Here is a 23,067-nt window from a genome sequence, read left to right as displayed (position 1 = left end):
GAAGAGCGCCGGTTCCGATTCCTCGGGCCGGCGCTCTTCGTGTTCCCGGTGCTGGTGTCGTCAGCGTCTGAGCAGGCCGACGATGATCTCGACGGCGGGTCCGGTGAGCATCTGCGAGTGCGGGACGTCGACGTCGACGACCTCGAGCACGGGCAGCGCCGTCCGCCACCCGGCGGCGGAGTTGCCGTCGAATCCGGCCTCGAGCACCGTCGACTGCAGGAACATCACGGGCTCGGCGTCGAGAGTGGATCCCGAGTCGGCCTGTGCCGCTTCGGCGATGATCCGGTCGCTGTCGAGATAGGTGTCGATCACCGACCGAACGGCATCGTCGCCGAGTGCGGCGAGGAAGTCGTCGTCGTCGGCCACCAGCCGAACCGCGGTGTCCATCGTGACCGACTCGTCCGCGGGCACGTCGATCCCGAGTTCCTGCAGCAGCGTCACGAGGTGACGATCGGCCGGAGGCGCGCCGTCGGGTCGGTACGCGTCGAGCACGATGAGTGGCTCGACGGTGTAGCCGCGGCGGCGGAGCTCACCGACGATCGCGACGGCGACGATGCCGCCGAACGACCAGCCCACCAGGGCGATTCGTGGGCCGACACCGAGCTCGTCGATGCGGTCGCAGTAATCGATCACCACGTCGTCGAACGGGCGACCGAGCACCGACGGATCGGTCAGCGACCGCGACTGCAGTCCGATGACCGGGACGCGGGGTCCGAGGGCCCGCGCCAGTCCCGCGAATTCCCAACACATCCCGCTCGCCGGGGGCAGGCAGATCACCGGTGTCGCCTCGGTGGGCCCTGTGGTGGCGAACCCTGTGTCGGCTCCCCACCGGACGACCGGGTCGAGGGCGTCACCGGTGGACCGGGTCGCGGGATCGTCGATCCGGGCGGCCAGCGCCCCGACGGTGCTGAGGCCGAACAGTTCTCGGACCTCGATGCGCAGATCGAACCGCTCGGCCAGCGATTCGGCGAGCCGCACCAGCAGCAGCGAATGCCCGCCGAGTGCGAAGAAGTCGGCGTGCGCGTCAGTGGCCTGGACGTCGAGGATGTCGCCGAACAGGTCGGCGACCGCCCGTTCGGTGGCCGTCAGGTCGGCTGCCGCGGCACCGTCGGATGCCGCGCCGTCAGATCCGGCGTCGGTCGGCGCCGGCAACGCATTCCGGTCGACCTTGCCGTTGGGCGTCAGCGGCAACGCGTCGAGGATCTCGATGCGCGCGGGCACCATGTGCCCGGGGAGCGACGACCCCAACCGGGTGCGCAGCGCGCTCCCGTCGAGGTCGGTGCCGACGACATGACCGATGAGGCGCAATCCGACCGTGGCGTGGTCATCGGCGACGACGACGGCGTCGGTCACGCCGTCGATCCGCCGCAACGCCGCGGCGACCTCGTCGGGCTCGATCCGGTGACCGCGGATCTTGACCTGGTGATCCGATCGGCCCCGGTACTCGAGGGTGCCGTCACGTCGCACGCGGACCACGTCACCGGTGCGGTACATCCGGGTGCCGTCGGCGGAGAAGGGATCGGCCACAAAGCGTTCCGAGGTCAGACCGAAGCGGTCGTGGTAGCCGCGGGCGACCTGCGCCCCGCCGAGGTAGAGCTCGCCGACGACGCCCGCGGGCACGGGGTGCAGGTCGGCGTCGAGCACGTACCCGTCCACGGTGTCCCACGGCGAGCCGATCGGCGGTCGGGCGGCCGAGTCCGCGTCGATCTGCGCCGAGGTGGCCCAGACCGTGACCTCGGTGGGCCCGTACATGTTGGTCACCTGCGCGGCCCGCTGCACCAATTCGCCTGCCAGGTCCGACGGCAACGCCTCACCGCCGACGGCGACGCGGATCCCGGAGAGGTCGATCGATCGGCCGTCGACGTCGCGGTGTCGGGTCACCATCGCCCACAGCGACGGGGTGGCCTGTGCAACGGTCACGACGTTCGCCGCGATCAACTCGCCGAGGCGACGCGGATCGGCGGCCTCCGACGCTCCCGCCAGCACGACGGTGGCACCGGTGGTCAGCGGGACAATCAGCTCGAGCACCGCGATGTCGAACGACACCGTGGTGACGGCGAGGACGACGTCGTCCGCATCGATCGGGAGGGCCCGGTCCAGCCCGGACCGGAAGGTGTCCAGTGCCCGGTGGGTGATGGTGACGCCCTTCGGCTTTCCCGTCGACCCCGAGGTGTAGATCAGATACGCGGCCAGGTCGGGCGTCGGTGGTGAGCCGGGCACCGCGGACGAGTCGTCACCGTCGGATGCCCACCCGGTGTCGTCGACCGCTCGCACCGGGACCGATGACCAACTCAGGTCGGCGTGCCCGTCGGTCAGTACGAGCACCGGTGCGGCGTCGTCGACGATGTAGGCCAGCCGATCGGTGGGCAACGTCAGGTCGAGCGGCAGGTATGCCGCGTGCAGTCGGTGCACGGCGGCCATCGCGGCCACGAGGTCCGCGGTGCGGTCGATGGCGAGCGCGACGACCGACTCGGCCCCGACTCCTGCGTGCGCCAGTCGGGCCGCGATGACCTGGCTGCGCTCGGTGAGCGCCCGGTAGGACACGTCCTCTCCCCCGGCGACGACCGCCGGTGTGCGCGGGCTGCGGGCTGCGTAATCGTCGAGTTCGGCGTACCAACGGGTGGGCGTCGAGACGGATTCGTCCGGCGCACCCGTGGTCGCCACCACGCCGAGGTCGGCGACACCGGTGTGCGGAGTGGTTGCGGCGGTGTCGATCACCCGTGCCAGGCAGTCGGTCAGATCGCGCATAGTCGCCTCGAGGTAGCGCGACGAGTCGTACTCGAGCACCAGCTCGATCGGGGCGCCGGGACCGTGGTCGATGCAGGTCAGGTTGAGGTCGACCTTGGCCTCGGCGGGGGTGACGTCGACGTCGGCCGTGCCTAGACCGAACATCGCAGCCGCGTCTCCGCCGGACTGCCTGCGGAAGTACCCGAGCATCACCGCGAACAACGGGTTGCGGCCCGGGGACCGGACCGGGTTGAGCGCACCGACCACGTCCGCGAACGGCACGTCGGCATGGTCGAGGGCGGCGAGATCGACTGTGCGCACACGGGTCAACAGCTCGTCGAACGTGGGCCGGCCGGTCAGGTCCGTCCGGAGGACGACGGTGTTGGCGAAGAACCCGACGAGGTCGGCGAGGGCGGCCTCGGTGCGTCCGGACTGCGGGCTGCCGATGACGACGTCGTCGCCGACACCGAACCTGCGCAGCGTGACCGCGAGCGCGGCGTGCACCGCCATGAACACGGTCGCTCCCGCGTCCCCGGCCACCGACCGGAGTCGCTCGGCGACGGCGGTGTCGACGTGTGCGGACACCTCGTCGGCTCGGCCGGGTCGGGTGGACACGAGGTCGGGGCTGACGGTGACCTCCGGCGGGAGATCGGCGAGTTGTGTTCGCCAGTATCCGATCTGCGTGGAGTACGCACTCGAGTCCTCGGCCGGGTCACCCAGCCGGTCGCGGGCCCACTGCGCGTAGTCGCCGTAGGTGACCTCGACCGCGTCCAGGGCCGCAGCCGGGTCCGAGCCGGCGGCCGCCGCGCGGTAGGCGCGGTCGAGATCGCCGAGCAGGACCGCGTCGGACCACTCGTCGGCCGCCAGGTGGTGCAGGCACAGCAGCAGCACCGAGTCGTTCCCGACCTCGATCAGTGTCGATCGGATCGGCAGGTCGGCCGCGGGGTCGATGGGGCGGCTGAGCTCCGACGCGACGACGGTGTCGAGCGCCGACTCGTCGACCCGCTCGATCCGGGACACGAGCTCCGCGTCGACGGCGGACGCGTCGAGCACCTCGGCGACGACGTGTCCGTCACGTTCGACGAATCGGGTGCGCAGCGGTTCGTGCCGAGCGATGACCGCGAGCAGCGCGGCGCGCAGGGCGTCGGCGTCGAGGTGCCCGTGCACCCGGACCGCGAGGGGGTAGAGGTACGAGGTCGACGTCGGGTCGATCCGCGACATCACGAACAGCTGTTGCTGCGGTGGCGCGAGCGGTGCCGGTCCGACGCCCGAGCGCGGCACGAGCGGCTGCCCGGCACCCGCACCCTCCGAGTCGGCCGCGGCGATCCGGCGGGCCACCGCCTCGGGCGACGGGGCGTCGAACAGGTCGCGCACCCGCAGCGACGAACCGAAGCGGTCGTTGATCATGCCGAGCAGACGGGTGGCCAGCAGCGAATGACCGCCGAGGGCGAAGAAGTCGTCCTGCACGCCCACGTCCGGGACGTCGACCGCCACCGCGAACAGCTCGCACAGCGCGCGCTCGGTGTCGTCGGCGGCCGGGCGCGAGCGGGTGGAGATTACCTTCGGCTCCGGGAGTGCCGCGACGTCGAGCTTGCCGTTGATGGTCAACGGCAGCGCGTCGACGATCGCGTACGCGGTCGGCACGAGGTACCCGGGGAGGCTCGACGCCAGCCCGGTACGCACGGAGCCGAGGAAGTCCTCTTCCTGGTGCGCACCGTCCCGGCGTCCATCGTCGAGGATCACGTAGGCGACCAATCGCTTCGTCCCCGAGTCGTCGGCTGCGGCGATCACCGATCCACCGGTCACGCCGGGCAGCGTCAGCATCACCGCGGTCACCTCGCCGGGTTCGACGCGATGGCCGCGGATCTTCACCTGGTCATCCGTGCGACCCAGGTAGTCGATGAGACCGTCCGGGCGTCGGCGGACGAGGTCGCCGGTGCGGTACATCCGCTCGCCGGTGCCCGCGATGTCGGCGACGAACGCGGCCGCGGTCAGTCCCGGTCGGTTCAGGTAGCAGCGGGCGAGACCGGCTCCGCGGATGTACAACTCGCCGCTGACGCCGTCCGGGACCGGCCGCATCCATCCGTCCAGGATGGAGCAGGTGGTGTTGGTGATCGGCGTGCCCACTGCCGACCGATCCGAGTCGTCGGTCCCGACGCCGAGGGTGTTGATGGTGTACTCGGTGGGTCCGTAGAGGTTGTAGCCCAACAGATCCGGGGTGTCGCGCAGCGCCGTCCACAGCTGATCCGACACCGCCTCGCCACCGAGGAGTACGAGTTTCGGGCAGCCCGCACCGCCGTCAGACGACTGCGCGAGCAGTCCCTGCTCGAGGAGTTGCGTGGCGTAGGTGGGGGTCACGTTGATGACGTCGACGCTGTGGTCACGGCAGTAGGCGACCAGTGCGGCCGAGTCGCGACGCAGGTCCTCGTCGCAGATGTGCACGTGGTGGCCCTCGACGAGCCAGAGGAGTTCTTCCCAACTCATGTCGAACGCGAACGAGACCGTGTGGGCGATGGTGAGTGTGGCGCCACCGGCCGCGGCGATCACCGGTGCGAAGATCTCGGTCCGGTGGTTGATCTGCATGTTGGTCAGACCGCGGTACCCGGTGACCACGCCCTTGGGCTTCCCGGTCGACCCGGAGGTGTAGATGACGTAGGCCGGGTGGTCGAGACGCAGGTCCCCGCTGTGACCGGAGGAGGCTGAGGCGAACGCGCCGAGCTCCGCGGCATCGAGCGGGTCACCGGCGTGTCGGGCGGCGTCGGAGATGACAACGTTTGCGGCACCGTCGATCCGGGACCGGGTGTCCTCGGTGACGAGGACCAGCAGCGGTGCGGCGTCGTCGACGAGATCGGCGATGCGCTCGTCGGGCGCCGACAGGTCGAGCGGCAGATAGGCCGCGCCCACCGACAGCACCGCGAACAGCCCGACCACCATGTCCACCGACCGCGGCAACGCGAGGCCGATGATCTGTTCCGGACCCGCGCCGTGGTCGAGCAACAGCCGGGCGGTGCGGTTGACCCGTTCGACGAGTCGGCGGTAGTCGACGTGCTCGCCACCCTGGGTGAGTGCCGGCGCATCGGGGGTCCGACGGGCCTGTTCGGCGAGCATCTCGGCGATGGTCACATCGTCGATGTCGACTGTACGACCGGCGATCTCGACGCCTGCCCCGTCGATCGGTCCGGTGAGGGCGGCGACACCGCGGTCGACGTCGTGCGACGCGGCGAGCAGGATCGTGCGCAGTTCGTCGAGCAGACCGTGTGCCTCGTCGGCGTCGACGACGTCGGGCCGATACTCGAGTTTCAGCCAGAGTCGGCGGCCGGGCATGGCCACCCAGGTGAGTGGATAGTGGGTGGCGTCGACGGCGTCGACCGCGGTGATCCCCTGCGCCCGTTCGAGTTCGGTGAACGTGTCGTCGCCGAGGAAGTTCTGCAGCACGTAGAGACTGTCGAACAGGGCGCCGCCATCGCTGCGTCCCTGACCCTGGGCGGCCTGCCGCTGGACATCCCCCAGCCCCAGGTACTCGTGGTCCATCATCGCGATGCGGTCGTCCTGAACGCGCCGCATGACGTCGGCGGCCCGATCGGACGGCGCCATCGTCACCCGCACCGGGACGGTGTTGAGGAAGACGCCCACGACCCAGTCGATGCCGTCGAGATCGGTGGGACGACCGGCGACGGTGGTCCCGAACACGACGTCGGCGCGCCCGAGACGGCGCGAGAGCAGCAGTGCCAATGCGGTGCTGATGAGTGCGTGGGTCGTCACCCCTGCCCGGCGGGCCGCAGTTCCGAGCTGTTCGGTCTCGGCCTCGGAGAACTCCACGTCGACCCGCCGGGCCAGCACCGGGTCGGTGCCGACCGCGGCCGGGTACAGGATCGAGGTCTCCTCGAGTCCGGCGAAGTGGTCCCTCCACGCCTGCGCCGAGGCGTCGGTGTCCTGCTCGTCCACCCAGCGCAGGTAGTCGGTGAAATCAGCACGCACATCCTCCGGTCGTGCGTCGATCACCGATGGGGTCCGTCCGACGCGCCGGTCGTAGGCCGCGAAGAAGTCGGTGAGCACCAATTCGCGGGACCAGCCGTCCCACAGCAGCAGGTGGTAGGTGAACATCAACCGGTCTCGTCCCTCGGGCAGATGCACCAGGGTGAGCCGTAGCAGCGGCGGCGCGGACAGGTCGAACGGGATCGCCCGATCGGCGTCGGCTATCTCGTCCAGGCGCTCGGCGAGGTCGCGCGCGGCGACGTCGGTCAGGTCGATCTCGGTGAGCGGCACCTCGAGGTCGTCGACGATCACCGTCACGAGTCGCCCGCTCGCCGTGGTGACGAACCCCGATCGCATGGCGCGATGGGTCGCCATCACCTCGCCCATCGCGTCGCGCAGCGCGTCCGCGTCGAGGCGGTTGTCCAGGTCGAAGGCATTGCAGGCGACGTAGACGTCGACGTCGGAGCTGGTGGCCTGGAAGTACAGGCCCTCCTGCAGCGGCGACAGCGGCCAGACGTCGCTCAGGGCGGTTCCGTGGCGATCGGTCAGCGCGGTGCGATCGTCCTCGGGAAGTGAACGCAGAGTGAAGGTCGACGCCGACGCGGCCGCGGAGTCCAGATCGGCCAGGGCGGCGAGCCAGTCGTCGCCCAGTCGGTCGACGTCGAAGCCCGCGATCCCGTCCCGTGGATGGGTGAGGTGGATCCGCAGTTCGGGTCCGTCCGGCCCGTCGATACAGACGGCGTTGATCTCGAGGAGGTACGGGGTGCCGAGATCGGGGTCCGGCGCAGTCCGTAGCGCCGAGGACTCGGCGGCCGGCAGCCAATCACGTTCGCGCCCCTCGGAACTCCGACCCAGATAGTTGAACAGCACCTGCGGTGCCGCACCGCGGGCGAGCAGACCCGCGGTCCGCGGGTTGGCGTAGCGCAACAGCCCGAAGCCGATGCCCCGGGCACCGACACCGCCGTCCGGGACACCGCGCATCGCATCGCGAACCGCGCCCACCGAGGCGGCCACGTCACCGGATGCGGTCACGGCCGGGAGTCGGACCGGGGCGATGGTGGTGAACCATCCCACCGTCCGGGTCAGGTCCATCTCGTCGAGGTCCAGGTCACGACCGTGTCGTTCGAGGTCGATGAGCAGTTCACCCTCGCCGCCGCGGACGCGTGCGGCGGCCAGCGCCAAGCTCGCCACGAGCGTCTCGGTGATGTCGGCCTCGTAGGCCACCGGGATCGAGGTCAGCAGCCGCTCGGTGAGTGCGGTGTCGACGGTGATCGTGCGTTGCACGGTCTGGCCGACGGTCAGCCCGACGGGCACGGGACCGGCCGAGACGTCGAGCAGGAGGTCGGCGCCCGGCTCGATCTGCGCCCGCCAGAACTCGAACTCGCCCAGCAGGTCCGGATGGGCGGCACGCTGTGTGAGCGCGGTGGCGTGGCTGCGCAGCGACGTCGTCGCGGCAGGCAGTTCCGGGGTCCGCCCCTGGGCGACGTCGGTCCATGCGGCGGCGAGATCGTCGAGCAGGATCCGCCAGGACACGCCGTCGACGGCCAGGTGATGGATCACCAGGATCAGCCGGCCACGCGTATCCGGGCCGGCGTCGATCCAGGCCGCCGCGACCATCTGACCGGCGTCCGGGTCGAGCAGACCCGTGAGCTCGTCGGAGTACTCGGCGATCGCCGCGGTCAGGGCGGTGCCGTCGGCGGAGTCGAGACCGGAGGCGGTGCCGTCGACCATGCGCAGGATCGGCGCCGCCGACGCGGTGGGTGCGTCGACCTCGGTCGACCACAACAGCGGGCTGATGCGGATCAACCGCAGGCGCAGCGCGTCATGTCGCCGGACCAGTGCGTCGAGCAGGGCGCGGATCTGCGACTCGTTCGCGCCGGCCGGGGTGTAGAGCACCTCGGCCTGGTTGAGTCGGCTGATGGTCCCGCCGAGTTCGTTGAGTCGGTGCACGATCGGGGTCAGCAGGACATCGCCGTCACGGTCGGGATCGTGGCGGTCGGGATCCACGCTCACGCTCACCGTCGCGGGCTCCACTCCCCCGGCCTCGACGAGGGCGCGTGCCGTGCGGTGGGTGAAGACGTCGCGCGGCGAGAGCGTGACGCCCAACGCCTTCGCCCGGTTGACGAGCGAGATGGCGACGATGCTGTCGCCGCCGAGGCTGAAGAAGTCGTCGTCGGGACCGACGTGGTCGAGTCCCAGCAGGTCGGCGACCACCGCGGCGAGTCCGTCGGCGTCGGTCGGTGCGGCCGCAGCCGAGGTCGGGGCTGCCACCGCGGACTCCGCCGGTGCGGTCGGCTCGACCAACGCCGCACCGACCACGGCCGTCCGATCGATCTTGCCGTTGACGGTGAGCGGGAGGGCCGCCACCGACGCCACCCGCGCCGGGATCATGTAGCCCGGGAGATGCTGCGTCAGTTCTGCTCTGAGGTCGTCGATGTGCGGGACCGGCCCGTTCGGGTCCTGCCCGACGACGACCGCGGTCAACATGCTGCGGCCGGTGCGGTCGTCGCCCACCGCGGCCGCGGCGTCGACGATGCCGTCGATCTGCCGCAACGCGTGTTCGACCTCGCCGAGCTCGATGCGGTAGCCACGCAGCGCGACCTGCTGGTCGGCGCGGCCGAGGTAGACGAGGTCACCTGCGGTGTCGCGGTAGGCGAGGTCGCCGCTGCGGTACATGCGGGTGCCCGACTCGTGCGCGACGAATCGGGTCGACGTCAGCGCCGCCCGACCTGCGTAACCGCGTGCGAGTTGGGTTCCGGACACGTAGATCTCACCGATCAGGCCGGCGGGGACGGGCTGTAGGTGGTGGTCGAGGAGGTGCACGTCGAGGCCGGGAAGCGGCGTGCCGATGACGCTCGCCCGGCCGGCGCCGGAGTCGACTGCGAGGTCGTGATCGGTCACGTGCACGCAGGTCTCGGTGATCCCGTACATGTTGATCAGACGGGTGTTCTCCCGGGCGGGCACCCGGTCGAGATCGAGTGCCTCGCCGCCGAAGACGACGGTCTCCACCGACAGGTCGGCGAACCCGGGCTGATCGACCAGGGGGTAGTACGCCGACGGGGTCTGACTGAGGAGCGTGACGCGCTCGCGGGTGAGCAGGTCGACGAAACGCTCGGGATCGCGGCAGGTCTCACCGTCGACGATCACCAGACGTCCGCCGTGGCACAGAGCACCCCACAGTTCCCACACCGAGAAGTCGAAGGCGATGGAGTGGAACATGGTCCACACCTGGTCGTCGAGCGACATCCGTACCCTCGCCGCGGCGAAGAGGTCGACGACCGACGCGTGCGGCATCTCGACGGCCTTGGGTGCACCGGTCGATCCCGAGGTGTAGATCAGGTACGCCGGGTGCGCGGGCCGCAGCGGGGCGACGCGGTCGGCGTCAGTCATCGGATCGGTTGCTGCGCTGTCGATACGGGCTCGATCGCTCGCGCCGTCGAGCAGGATCGTGGTCGTGACGTCGGAGACGGGCACCGGTTCGGCGAGGGTCTGCGACGTGATGAGGACGGCCAGGCCGGCGTCGCCGGTGATGTACCGCAGTCGTTCCGATGGCGAATCGGTGTCAAGGGGGACGTAGGCCGCACCGGACTTGACCGCGGCGAGGACGGCGACGACGAGGTCGATTCCGCGGGGCAGTGCGACACCGACGCGCGTCTCGGGTCCGGCCCCCGCGTCGATCAGGATGCGAGCCAGTGCATTCGACCGCTCGTCGAGTTCGCGACGGGTCACCGAGGCGCCGTCGAACGTGACGGCGGCAGCGTCGAGATCGCGGGCGTGGGACGCGGCGACGAGATCGAGGAGGGTGGTCTCGGAGCGACCCGTTCCCTGCGAGGTCGCGGCTGTCTGCGTGCTGTCGAGAGCGGTTGCGGCGACCCGACGTTCGGGGTCGGCGGTCCACTGGTCGATCACCGTGGCCACGGCGCGGGTGAGACCGGTGGCGTAGTGCTCGGGGACCAGGGCGCTGTCGTACTTGATCTCCAGCGTCAGCTCGTCGCCGGGGAACGCCACCAGCGACACCGGGTAGTGCGGGGTGTCGGTGCCGGTGAAGCCGGTGACGCGCAGGGCGTCAGGGTCTGCCCCTGGCACGTCCGGGACATCGGGGAAGTTCTCGACGACGACCATCGTGTCGAACAGTGTCGGATGCCCGGTGAAGCGGGCGATCTCGGTGAGCCCCACCTGCTGGGCGTCCATGACGTCGAGCTGGAAGGCCGCCACCCCGGCGACCACGTCGGCCAGCGAGTCGTGGCCCTGCCACGACACCGCGAGCGGGTTGGTGTTGATGAGCAGTCCGACGACACCGGTGACGTCGGGATCGGTGCCCGCGCGACCCGACACGGTCGAGCCGAATACGACGGAGTCGGTGCCGGTCATGCGTCCCAGGACCAGTGCCCACGCGGCGTGGACGACGGCGCCGACGGTGACCCCTCGGGTGCGGGCGGCCGCGATCAGTGCTCCCGTGGCGTCCTCGGACAGGGTGGTCGAGACGTCACGGTGTCCGGTCGCCGCGACCGTCGTCATCGCCGATGGCGGCAGGTGTTCCGCGATCGACGTCGGGCCGTCGACCCCGGACAGCGCCTCGGTCCAGACCGCGCGGGCGTCGTCGATGTCGCCGCGATGGACCGCGGCGACGTGGTCGGCGAGATCCACTGCGACCGGCGGGAGGGACGCGGCTCCGGAGCGGTACGCGGACAACAGGTCCGCGAACATCAGCGGGTACGACCAGCCGTCGGCGAGCGCGTGATGCATCGTCTGCACGAGTCGGTGTTCGGTGTCGGACACGCTCAGCAACGCGAAACGGATCGGTGGCGCGGCGTCGAGATCGAACGGTCGGGCCAGCGCCTGCACCGCCCAGGTGTCGGCGCTCGCAGCCGGATCGGCGTCCGATCGCAGGTCGACCTGCTCGACGTGCACGGGCGAGTGGGACTCGATGCTCGAGTGGGATTCGACGACCTGCACCAGGGCGCCGGATGACGTGGTCGCGAACCGCGCACGCAGCGCCGCGTGGCGGGCGACGACGGCATCGATCGCCGCGGCGAACCGGTCGACGTCGACCCGGCCGGTGATGGCCGCGACCTGTTGCACCACATAGGGATCGGTCACGTCGGCGCCCGCTGCCCGGTCCCCGGCCAGCAGCAACGAGTGGAAGTACATGCCGCTCTGCAGCGGGAGCAGCGGCAGGATGTCGTCGGCCGGCCGGTCGGCCGGGGCAAGGGCGGCGATGTCGTCGGCGGTCAGCTCCACCTGGCCGAAGTCCGACGGTGTGTGCCCGCCGACCTGCGCTCGGCTGAGTCCGGTCAACGCCGCCATCCAGCGGTCCGCCAGGTCCGTCACCGCGGCGTCGTCGAGGATGCCGGTGGGCCAGGTGATCTCGGCGACGAAACGCGCGGCCCCGTTCACGCCACGGCCGTTCGCGTCGATCCGGGCGTTGATCTCGAGTGCCGCGGCGGGGTTGGTCGGATCGACGCCCTCGCGCAGTTCGCCGATCCCGGGGACCGACGCCCAGTCGGGCACGTCCGTCGTCCCGTCGGCGGTGTCGAAGCGACCCAGGTAGTTGAAGAGGATCTCCGGGGTCGGCAGGTCGACGAGCTCTCCGACCTCGTCGACGTACCGCAGGATGCCGTAACCGATGCCCTGAGACGGGGTGGACCGCACCTGTTCCTTGACCGCCTTGAGCGCGCTGTCGAGGACGGGTGCGCCGGCGAGGACGTCGTCCCACTCGACGTCGCCGGCGTCGACCGCGACGGGATGGATGGCCGTGAACCAGCCGAGGGTCTCGGCCAGTCCGACGTGATCACCGACCGCGCCGAGGACCTCGGGGCGTCGACCGTGTCCCTCGAGGTTCACCAGGAGTCGCGCGGTCGGGTCGACGCCGGGATGGCGGTCCGCACGCCACGCTCGGCTCGCCAGCGACAACCCGGCCAGGAGCACGTCGTCCACGCCGCCGAAGATCGCCGACGGCAGTGGTCCCGCGATCACCGCTGTGACGTCGGCGGGCAGGTCCACGGTGATGGTGCGGGTGGTGGCCGCGGTGTCCACGGCGGGGTCGAGTACACGGTCGCCGATGGGTGGGACCGGCTCGAGGGTCGCAGTCCAGTGGTCGATCTCGGCGCGTTGCGCCCCACCCGCCATCGTCGTGGTCAGCAGCTCCGCCCAGCGGCGAAAGGACGTCCCCACGGGCTCGATCCGGGGGTCTTTGCCCGCGCGGACCTGCGCCCACGCCTGCGCGAGGTGCTCGACCACGATGCGCCACGAGACACCGTCGACCACGAGGTGGTGGATGACGAGCAGGAGCTGACCGCTCGTGCCCGGGTCGGTACCCGGGTGCCACGCCGCGGTGAGCATGACCCCGCCACGTGCGTCGAGGGCCGCGGCCCGTTCGGCGATGGCCCCGTCGAGACGACCCGAGCCGAAGTCGGTGTCCGACAGATCGAGACGGTAGCGGTCACGCACGGTGACGTCGGTCGGGACGACGAGCTCCCATGCGTCTGACCCGACCACCTCGGCACGCAGCAGGTCGTGTCGGGTGACCAGCGCGTCGAGGACCGCGGTGAGCTGATCGTGCGTCATGCCGACCGGGGTCCGCAGCACCATCGACTGGTAGAACGCGTCGAGCGATGTCCCGTCCGTGCGGGTCTCGGCGAGCATTGGGGTCGCGGGGATGGTGCCCACACCGACGTCCTCGGTGTCACCCGCTCCCGACACGGTCGTCGCGGCGGCGGCGATCGCGAGGACCGTGCGCCGACGGAAGACGTCGCGGGAGCTGATCCGCAGCCCCTTGGCCGCGGCCCGGCTCGACAGCGAGATCGACGAGATGCTGTCGCCACCGAGCGCGAAGAAGTCGTCGTCGATGCCGACGCGGTCGATGCCGAGGATGGTCTGACACAGCTCGGCGACGATCTGCTCACTGGCCGAGCGGGGGTCACGGGCGTCGGCGCGGGTGGCCGCGACGGGCTCCGGGAGCGACGCGACGTCGAGTTTGCCGTTGACGGTGAGCGGGAGGTCGTCGACGACGCCGTAACGCGTCGGCACCATGTAGGCGGGCAGGACCTGGGCCAGTCGGTCGCGCACGTCGGCGATCAGCTCGGCCGGATCGCGCTCCGCGTCGACCGGGATCACGTAGGCGACCAGGGTCTTCATCCCCGGGACCGCGGCGTCGGATCGGGCGATCACAGCGCACCGTGCCACGGCCTCGATCGTCGACAGCACGCTCTCGATCTCGCCGAGTTCCACGCGGTAGCCACGGATCTTGATCTGGTCGTCGCTGCGGCCGAGGTAGTCGAGGTTGCCGTCGGGTCGGCGACGCACGAGGTCACCGGTGCGGTACATGCGTCCGCCCGCGGTGAAGGGATCGGCGACCATCGCGGCCGCCGTCAGGTCCGGGCGGCGGTGGTAACCGCGCGCCAGACCGACCCCGGCGATGAACAACTCGCCGACCACACCGTCGGGGACCGGGCGCAGGGCGGTGTCGAGGATGTGGCTGCGCGTGTTCCAGATCGCCTGTCCCACGGTGGGTGTGACGCTGTCGGCGGTACCGGCACCGAGGGTGTTGATCGTGTACTCGGTGGGACCGTACAGGTTGTAGCCGTCCACGCCGGGGGCGTCGAGCAGACGGGACCAGACCGTGTCGGTGACGGCCTCGCCGCCGAGCAGGACCAGGGCCGGGTTGTGCTGATCGGTGTCGAGCAGCCCGGCGTCGATCAGGTGGTGCGCGTAGGTCGGTGTGACGTTGATGACGTCGACGGTGTGCGCACGGCAGTACTCGACCAGACCGACCGCGTCGCGACGAAGTTCCTCGTCGCAGATGTGCACCTCGTGGCCGGCGACGAGCCAGAACAGTTCCTCCCAGGACATGTCGAAGGAGAACGACACCGTATGGGCAACGGCGAGAGGCACATCCGTGCCGCGGTCGGCACGCGCGACGGTCGGGTCGAAGATCGCGGTCGCGTGATTGTGATACATGTTCGTCAGACCGACGTAGGGGGTGACGACCCCCTTGGGCTTGCCGGTCGATCCCGAGGTGTAGATCAGGTAGGCCGGGTGGCGCAGGCGATCGGCGCCGAATGCGAAGGCACCCAGCTCGTCGGCGGTCAGAGCACCGGCCGGCGCGGCGGCCATGCCGGCGATCACGTCGGGATCGGCGAGAGCGACGACGTCGCAGCCGCGTTCGGCCGCCGCGGTGGTGAGTTCGGTCCCGCCGAGATCGGTGAGCAGGATGGTGGGTCGGGCGTCGTCGACGATCGCGGCGAGCCGTTCGGTCGGGTACTCGCGTTCGAGAGGGAGATACGCAGCGCCGCTGCGCAGCACGGCGAACAGTGCGACCACCATGTCGACGGATCGCGGCAGGTCGAGTGCGACGATCCGTTCCGGACCGGCACCGTGGGCGAGCAGCAGACGCGCCATCCGGTTGATGCGCGCGTCGAGCTCGGAATAGGTCACGCGCTGTTGTTCATCGCCGGCCGGCCCGAACACCAGCGCGACGGTGTCACCGCGTCGCGCCGACTGATCGGCGAGGAGCTCGGCGACGGTCAGCGGCTCGAAGTCGTGGTCTCCTGCGTGCCGATCGGCCTCGAGGGCCGACTGCTCCGCGGGGGTCACCAACGTGAGCGCACCGATGGCACGGTCGGTGTCGGTGACGATCTGCGACAACACCGTCGTCAGGCGCGTCAGCATGGACTGCGCGAGGTCGGTGTCGATCGACGAGGGCCGGTACTCGAGCTTGACTCCCATCGACGCGCCGGGCGTCAACACCCAGGTCAGCGGGAAGTGAGTGGTGTCGGTGTAGTCGACGCCGGTGATGCCCTGCGCACGTTCGAGATCGGCGAAGGTGTCGTCGTCGAGGAAGTTCTGCAGCACGAACAGCGAGTCGAACAGCGGCGCGTGGCCGGCGATCCGCTGCACCTCGCCCAGACCCACGTGGTCGTGCGGCATCGTCGCCACGCGCTGGTCGGCGACACCGCGGATCACGTCGGCGATGCTCCGCGCGGGTGTCAGGTCGATCCGCGCCGGGACGGTGTTCAGGAACAGACCGATGGTCTCCTCGATGCCGACCAGTTCCCCGGGTCGTCCCGCGACCGTCGTGCCGAGCACCACGTCCGAGGTGCCCGCATGGTGACCGGTGACGACGGCCAGGGCCGTGGTCAGCACGGCGTTGTCGGTGACGCCGAGCCGGTCGGCGGTGGTGCGCACCGCGGCGGTCAGCTCCGCCGGGATCTCGGAGAAGATCTGCAGCGGTGCGGAATCCACGCTGTCCCGTGCCGTACCCGCGACGAGGGTCGGCTCGGTGAGATCAGTCAGGACCTGCGCCCACGTCGCGCGCGAGGTGGCGGGGTCTATCTCGGCCAGCCACCGCAGGTAGTCGGTGAACGGTGCCGATGGCGTCGGCTCGTCTGATCCGTCTGCGCCCGCGCGGGCCGCGTCGTAGAGCGCGAACAGATCCCGCAGCACCAGTTCTCGCGACCAGCCGTCGAACAGGAGGAAGTGATAGGTCAGCAGCATCCGGTCGGTGCCGTCCGGCAGTTCGACGATGCTCAGTCGGATCAGTGGTGGTGCGACGAGATCGAACGGCGCGGTGCGATCGGCGTCGATGATCGCCGCGAGACGCGCGGCCGGTTCGGTGTCCCCGCCGAGGTTGTCTCGTGCGAGGTCGTGGACGGTGATGTCGGTCGGCGGATCCCCGGCGATGACCGCGACGAGTGATGTGTCGGACTCGGCGCCGGTGTCGGTGTCGGTGACGACGGATCGAAAACCCGCTCGCAGCTGGGGGTTGCGGTCGAGCAGGGCGACGAACGCCACACGCATGGCGTCGACGTCGATGCGGTGGTCGAGGGTGAACGTGTTCTGCGCGATGTAGGTGGCGGCGTTCGCGTCGTCGCCGTCGAGGTCGGCGCACTGGAAATAGACACCCTGCTGCAGCGGGGTCATCGCCCAGATGTCGTCGACCCGCGACGGTGACTCGGCGATCACGGCGTCGATAACGCTGCGCGACAGGCGCACCGTGCCGAACCGCTCGACCGGCTCGCGGGGCACCGTATGCGCCCGGCCCACCCGTGCGGCGATGCCGATGGCCGTCCGTCCGCGGAAGACGTCCTCGCCGGTGATGTGATGGCCCAGACGGGTGAGGCGGCCGGTGAGCCGGATCGCGGCGATGCTGTCGCCACCCTGGCGGAAGAAGTCGGCGTCGGCCGAGAGCGTGTCGGTTCCGAGAACTTCGGTCATGACCCCGACGACATCCCGTTCGGTGTCGGTGGTGGGGGCCACGAGGGCCGAGTCGGTGTCGCGTGCGCCGTCGATCCTCGACTCGGCGAGTGCGGCCAGCAGCGACGCCCGGTCGCGTTTACCGTTGGGCAACAACGGGATCGAGTCGACGAACACCACCGACGACGGAACGAGATGGCGCGGCAGCTCGTCGGCGAGTCGGGTGTTGACGGCCTGTGGGGTGAGGTCTGGATCGGACGCGACGACCGCGGCGAGCAGTTCGGTGATCCCCGCGGACTCGTGTGGGACGACCGCGGCGTCGGCGACACCGTCGAGGGCGACGATCGCCGTCTCGACCTCGCGCGGTTCGATGCGGAACCCGTTGATCGCGACCTGGTCGTCGGTGCGGCCGACGTAGAACACCGCACCGGAGGCATCGATCCATCCGAGGTCGCCGGTCCGGTACAGCCGAGAACCGTCCGCCGCACCCGACCGCGGATCGGCGACGAAACGAGTCGCGGTCGCGGTCGGGTTGTCGAGGTACCCGCGGGCGAGCTGGACGCCGCCGACGTGGATCTCGCCGATCACACCGCTCGGCTGGGGCGTGAGGTCGCGGCTCAGGACGACGACGTCGGTGCCCGCGACGGCGTGACCGAGCGAGATGGGCGCGCCGGCATCGACGGCGTGGTCGGCGACGACGTCACCGGCGACCTCGGACGAGCCATAGGAGTTGACGATCGTCGCGGTGGGTGTGGCGGTGCGCAGCGCGGCGACGGTGTCGGCGCCGAGCGCCTCGCCGCTGAGGATCCATCGGCGGACGCCGGAGACCTCGTCGGCGAACTCCTCGGCCAGGACACGGGCGAGTGAGGGGACCGCGAGCACCTGCTCGACCGAGCCGGCGTCGATGAGCCGAGCGAGAGAGGACCCGTCGCGACTCTCCCGGTCGTCGGCGAGGACGACGGTTGCTCCGGCGATCAGGGCGCCGAGCAGTTCGGTGGTGCCGTCGATGAAGGACAGCGAGCTCTTGGCGAGCCGCACCTGGGCGGTCCATTCCCGGCCCGCCCACGCGAGGCGGTTGGCCAGGGCCCCGTGCGTCCCGACGACTCCCCGTGGGGTGCCCGTCGATCCCGACGTGAAGATCACCGACACGGCGTCGGCGCCGGTCAGGGCAACGCGGGGCAGAGTTCCCCCGACATCGGTGGCGTCGGAATCGATCTCGACGACCGGTGTCGAACCGCCCATCGCCTCGACGATCGACCGACCGGTGGCGTCGGCGAGGACGCAGACCGGTGCCGCGGCGTCGAGCATGTGGCCGATCCGGGCGGTGGGATAGGTCGGGTCGATCGGCAGGTACGCCGCGCCCGTGGCGATGATCGCCCACAAACCGGCGACGGTGTCGACCGAGCGTTCCGCGAGCAGAGCGACGACGTCGCCCCGGCCCGCACCAACGTCGATCAGGCGGGCCGCGATCGAGGCGGCGGACGCGGCCAGATCGGCGTAGGTCACCGACGCGGTGCCGATCGTCAGAGCGGTGGCGGCGGCGTGGTGCTCCGCGGCGTCGGCGAGGAGACGGTCCACCGTCCGCGTCTCGAGCGCAGGCGGGCGCGGCGAGGCGGTCGTCCGGGCGGGCGATCCGTCGAGATCGGTGAGGAGTGCGGTGTATTCGTCGATCAGGGTGTCGGCGAACTCATCGCTGATCACCGATCGGTCGTTGGTGACGGTGATCGCGATGTCGTCGTGCAGCGCGATCATCACAGTCACGGGGTAGTGCGGTGCCTCGATGACCCGGACGTCCCCGAAGCGCAATCCGTCGTCGTCGGCGGCCGGTCGGTCGAGGTTCTCGATCACGACGAGGGTGTCGAAGGGGTCGCCGGAACCCGTCAGCTCGTTGATCTCCGAGAGGGGGATGTGGTGATGGTCGATCACACCGAGATCCGCGGCGGCGACCGCCCGGACGGTGTCGGCGACCGCCGATCCCCCGCCGTGACGCACTCGCGTGGGGACGGTGTTGATCAGCAGACCGACGATGTCGTCGATGCCCGGGAGGTCCCCGCCGCGGCCGGAGACCGCGGTGCCGAACACGACATCGGTCCGGCCGGTCAGCCGGCTCAGCAGGATTCCCCACAGCGACGTCACCACGGTGCTCGTGGTGACCGACTGTGTCCGCGCGAACTCGCCGACGCGGGTGCGGGCGCCGACATCGACGGTGCGACGACGACGTCCGTACCGGTCGTCCCCTTCGGCAGCAGCCGAACCGTGGTTGATCGGACCGTCGACGGCAGCGATGCGGGTGGGGCCGTGGACGCCGCGCAGGTAGTCCGACCACGCGGCGCGATCCGCGGGGGCGTCCCGGTCCGACAGCCACCGCAGATAGGTGTCGAAACGCGCTGCGGGCGCTCTGAACCGGGCGCCTCGGTACGCGGTGCGCAGGTCGTCCAGGACGATCGGCACCGACCACCCGTCGGCGATGATGTGATGCACCGTCTGGATCATCGTGTAACCCGCACCCGCGGTGTCCCGCACCATGGTGAAGCGCATGAGCGGCGGGGCGGACAGGTCGAACCGTCGGTCGCGATCCGCGCGTGCGGCGGACTCGACGACGTCGGCGCTGTCGTCCTCGACGCTGTCGGAATGGGCGCTGCTGTCGATCCAGCGGACCTCCGGCGCAGCGGTGCGGCCGTGTACGGCGACCGGTGATCCGTCGGCGACGGTGGTGAACCCGGCGCCGAGACCCTGGTGGCGCCGGATGATCTCGGCGGTCGCCGCCTCGAAGCGTGCCCTGTCGATGTCCCCGTCGATCTCGACGATCTGCTGGACGACGTAGGGGTCGTGGGCGTCGGAGAAGGTGGAGTGGAACCAGATCCCCTGCTGCACCGACGTCAGAGGCAGGATCGCGGTGAGTCCCGGTGTGGACGAGTCGATCTGCCGGACGTCGTCGGCGGTGAGTTCGACGAGGGGAAAGTCCGAGACGCTGTGGCCGGCGATGTGGTCGTTGACGGTGATCGCGGTCAGCGTCTCGACCCAGAGGTCGGCCAGGCGTGAGATGTCCTCGGCGCCCACGGCCCCACGGGGCCAGCTGAAGACCGCGGACAGCTCGGGACCCGCTGCGGTGTCGGCGGTCTCGGCGTTCACCTCGACCAGGCGAGGGAGCGGCATGTCCGGTCCGCGCCCCTCGAGGACGGTGGTCTCGGCGGACCCCATCTCCGGCGCGACCATGGACCACGGCTGCGAGGTGTCGGTGTCGGTGACCGCGAAGCGGCCCAGGTAGTTGAACAGCACCTGGGGTGCGACGGCGAGATCGTCGCGGCCGGCGAGGTGGCGCAGTGCGCCGTAGCCCAATCCGTGCGACGGGACGGCGCGGAGCTGATCCTTCACCGACCGGACCAGCTCACCGAGGCGGGCCGAGCGCAGGTCGGTGTCGGTGACCGGACCGATCGTCAGCTTCGCCGGGTAGAGCGTGGTGAACCACCCGACGGTCCTCGACACGTCGGCGTCGCCGACGAGTTCGCCCTCACGGCCGTGCCCCTCGAGTTCGAGGACCACCGCGTCGGCGTGGTTCGAGCCGGCACCGGCGATCCCCCGCTCGTCGCGCCACCGCTCGATCGCGATGGCCAGCGCCGCGATCATCGGGTCGTCGACCCGACCGTGGATGGAGTCCGGGACGACGGTCAGCAGTCGTTCGGTGACGTCGGTCGGCAGCTGCACCCGCAGTCGGGATTCGGTGGCGACGGTGTCCACCGTCGGGTCCAGCGGGCGATCACCGAGAAGCGCGTCGGCCGTCGAGGCCACCTGCGTCCAGAAATCGATGTCAGGGTCGAAGGCGCCGTCACCGGTGGTCTCGCGCAGGGCGTGGGCCCAGCCACGGAACGAGACCGGGACGTCGTCCACGACGGGAGAGCCGTCGGTCACCAGACGTCGATGCGCGTCGGCGATGTCCTCGGCGAGGATGCGCAGGGAGATGCCGTCGACCACGACGTGGTGTGCGATGACCAGCAGTCGGCGCAGGTCGCGGAGCCAGACGAACGAGACCATCCGGCCGACAGTCGGGTCGAGACGACCCACCGCGGCGTCGATGACGACAGCGAGATCACCCTCCACGGAGGAGTCGACCACCGTCAGCGATGCGTGTGCGTCACCGCTGTCGACGACGAGATCCTTTGCCGGGCCGTCGGTGTGGGCTCGCAGCAACTCGTGCCGGGCGACCACGGCGTCGAGGACCGCCGCCAGCGCCGACTCGGTGAGGTCGTCCGGGGTGACCAGCGTGACGCCCTGGTAGAAGCCGTCCACCGCGTTCCCGACCTCGTCGAGCCAGGCGGTGATGGGCGTGGCGCCGATGGCCCCGGTGGCCTCGACGTCGGTGCGTGGGGTGAGCGACGCGGCGTCACCGAGGACCGGCGCGAGTGCGCGAACGGTGCGGTGGGCGAACATGTCCCGCGGTCGCAGGGTGTAGCCGTGCGCCCGCAACCGGGAGACGACCCGGATGGCCACGATGCTGTCGCCGCCGAGGGCGAAGAAGTCGGCGTCGATGTCACCCCACCCGGGATCGAGGTCGAGGACGTCGGCGAAGACCGCACTGAGCGCGACCTCACGAGGGGTCACCGGCGGCGCCGACTCCCCCGGAACGGCAGGCGTGGGGGCGTTCTCGGCGGTGCGGCGCACCAGCGCGACCCGGTCGACCTTGCCGTTGGCGGTCACCGGCATCGAGACGAGCACGGTGATCACCGACGGGACCATGTACTCCGGCAGCGTCTGCGCCGCCCACGCCAACAGCTCGTCGGTCCCCGTGCCCGACGCCGCGCCACCCGCGACCGTCGTGACGTAGGCGACCAGTGTGGCGCTCGGCTTCTCGCGCACGGTCACGACCGCGGCGTGCACCGACGGGTGATCGGCCAGCGCCGCCTCGATCTCCTCGAGTTCGATGCGGCGTCCGCGGATCTTGACCTGATTGTCGCTGCGTCCCAGGAACTCCAGGGATCCCTCGGGCGTCCACCGGGCGAGGTCACCGGTGCGGTACATCCGGGATCCGTCGGTGTCGAACGGGTTGGCCACGAACCGCGATCCGGTCAGGGCGGGTGCGTTGACGTATCCGCGACCGAGCAGGAACCCGGCCGCGTAGAGCTCGCCACCGACGCCCGGCGGCACCGGAGCGAGGGACTCGTCGAGGACGTAGAGCTGGGTGTGCGGATTGGGCGACCCGATCGAGGTCGCGATGCGCTCGGCGACGTCGCGGTAGATCACATGGGAGACACCGATCGTCGCCTCGGCGGGACCGTAACCGTGGTAGAGCGTGGTCGTGAGCTGATCACGGAAGCGACGGAACAGATCCGGCGTGAGGACCTCACCGCCACACCACACGTGGCGCAGGCCCGCCAGCGACGACGCGTCCCGGCCCCGTTCGGCCACCGAGAGTGCGTCGAGCTGGAGCAGCGCGTCGAGCATCGACGAGACGAGGTAGACGTAGGTGACACCCTCGGACTCGATGAGGTCGAGGAGGTATTCGGGATCCTTCTCGCCGTCCGGCTCGGCGACCACGACCCGGCCTCCGGTCACCAGCGGCAGCAGGATCTCGTTGATGGCGATGTCGAACGCCAACGGCGCCTTGAACAGCGACGCGTCATCGGGCCCGAAGTGCAGGATCTCGTCGCGCTGCCACCGCAGGCGCTCACAGATCGCCTCGTGACGGATCATCGCGCCCTTGGGCGTCCCGGTCGAGCCGGACGTGAAGATCACGTAGGCCAGCCGGCTGGTCTCGATCTCGATGTCGGGCAGTTCGGCGGGCTCGTCGCCGAAGGCCCAGTCCGCCAGCGACACCTCCACGGTCGGGATCGACCACCCCTCGCCCGAATCGGCCCCGCCCCGGCCGGGCTCGACGAGGACGCGTGTCGCCCGTGAATCGGTGAGGACCTGCGCTCTTCGGGCCGCGGGCCACGACGGGTCGACAGGGACGAACGCGCACCCGGCCGCCATGACGGCCAGCACGCCCACCACCATCTCCGCCCCGCGCGGGACCCCGATGGCGATGATGTCCTCGGGGTCGGGATCCTCCGCGCGCAGCTTGTGCGCGAGCTGCGCGACGCGGGCACCGAGTTCGTCGTAGCTCCACCGACGACCCCGGTGGACGAGCGCGATGGCGTCGCCGCCCGCTGCGAACTGCGGGGCGATCATGGCCGG

At 70.5% G+C, this 23,067-nt stretch carries 1 protein-coding gene; it reads right to left on the bottom strand.

The window, feature by feature from the left end; translation table 11 throughout:
* Positions 1-60 precede the first annotated feature (60 nt).
* Positions 61-23,061, bottom strand: coding sequence for a non-ribosomal peptide synthetase (locus LX13_RS11325; RefSeq protein ID WP_253661415.1), 23,001 nt, complete (start codon positions 23,059-23,061; stop codon positions 61-63).
* Positions 23,062-23,067 lie beyond the last annotated feature (6 nt).

The sequence above is a fragment of the Williamsia maris genome (assembly GCF_024171815.1).
Classification (GTDB): Bacteria; Actinomycetota; Actinomycetes; order Mycobacteriales; family Mycobacteriaceae; genus Williamsia_A; species Williamsia_A maris.
This window is presented reverse-complemented; position numbering and strand designations above follow the sequence as displayed.

Bases quoted from the DNA above. Each gene is read 5' to 3' on its own strand.
- LX13_RS11325 (WP_253661415.1), bottom strand. From the start codon at position 23,061: ATGATCGCCCCGCAGTTCGCAGCGGGCGGCGACGCCATCGCGCTCGTC.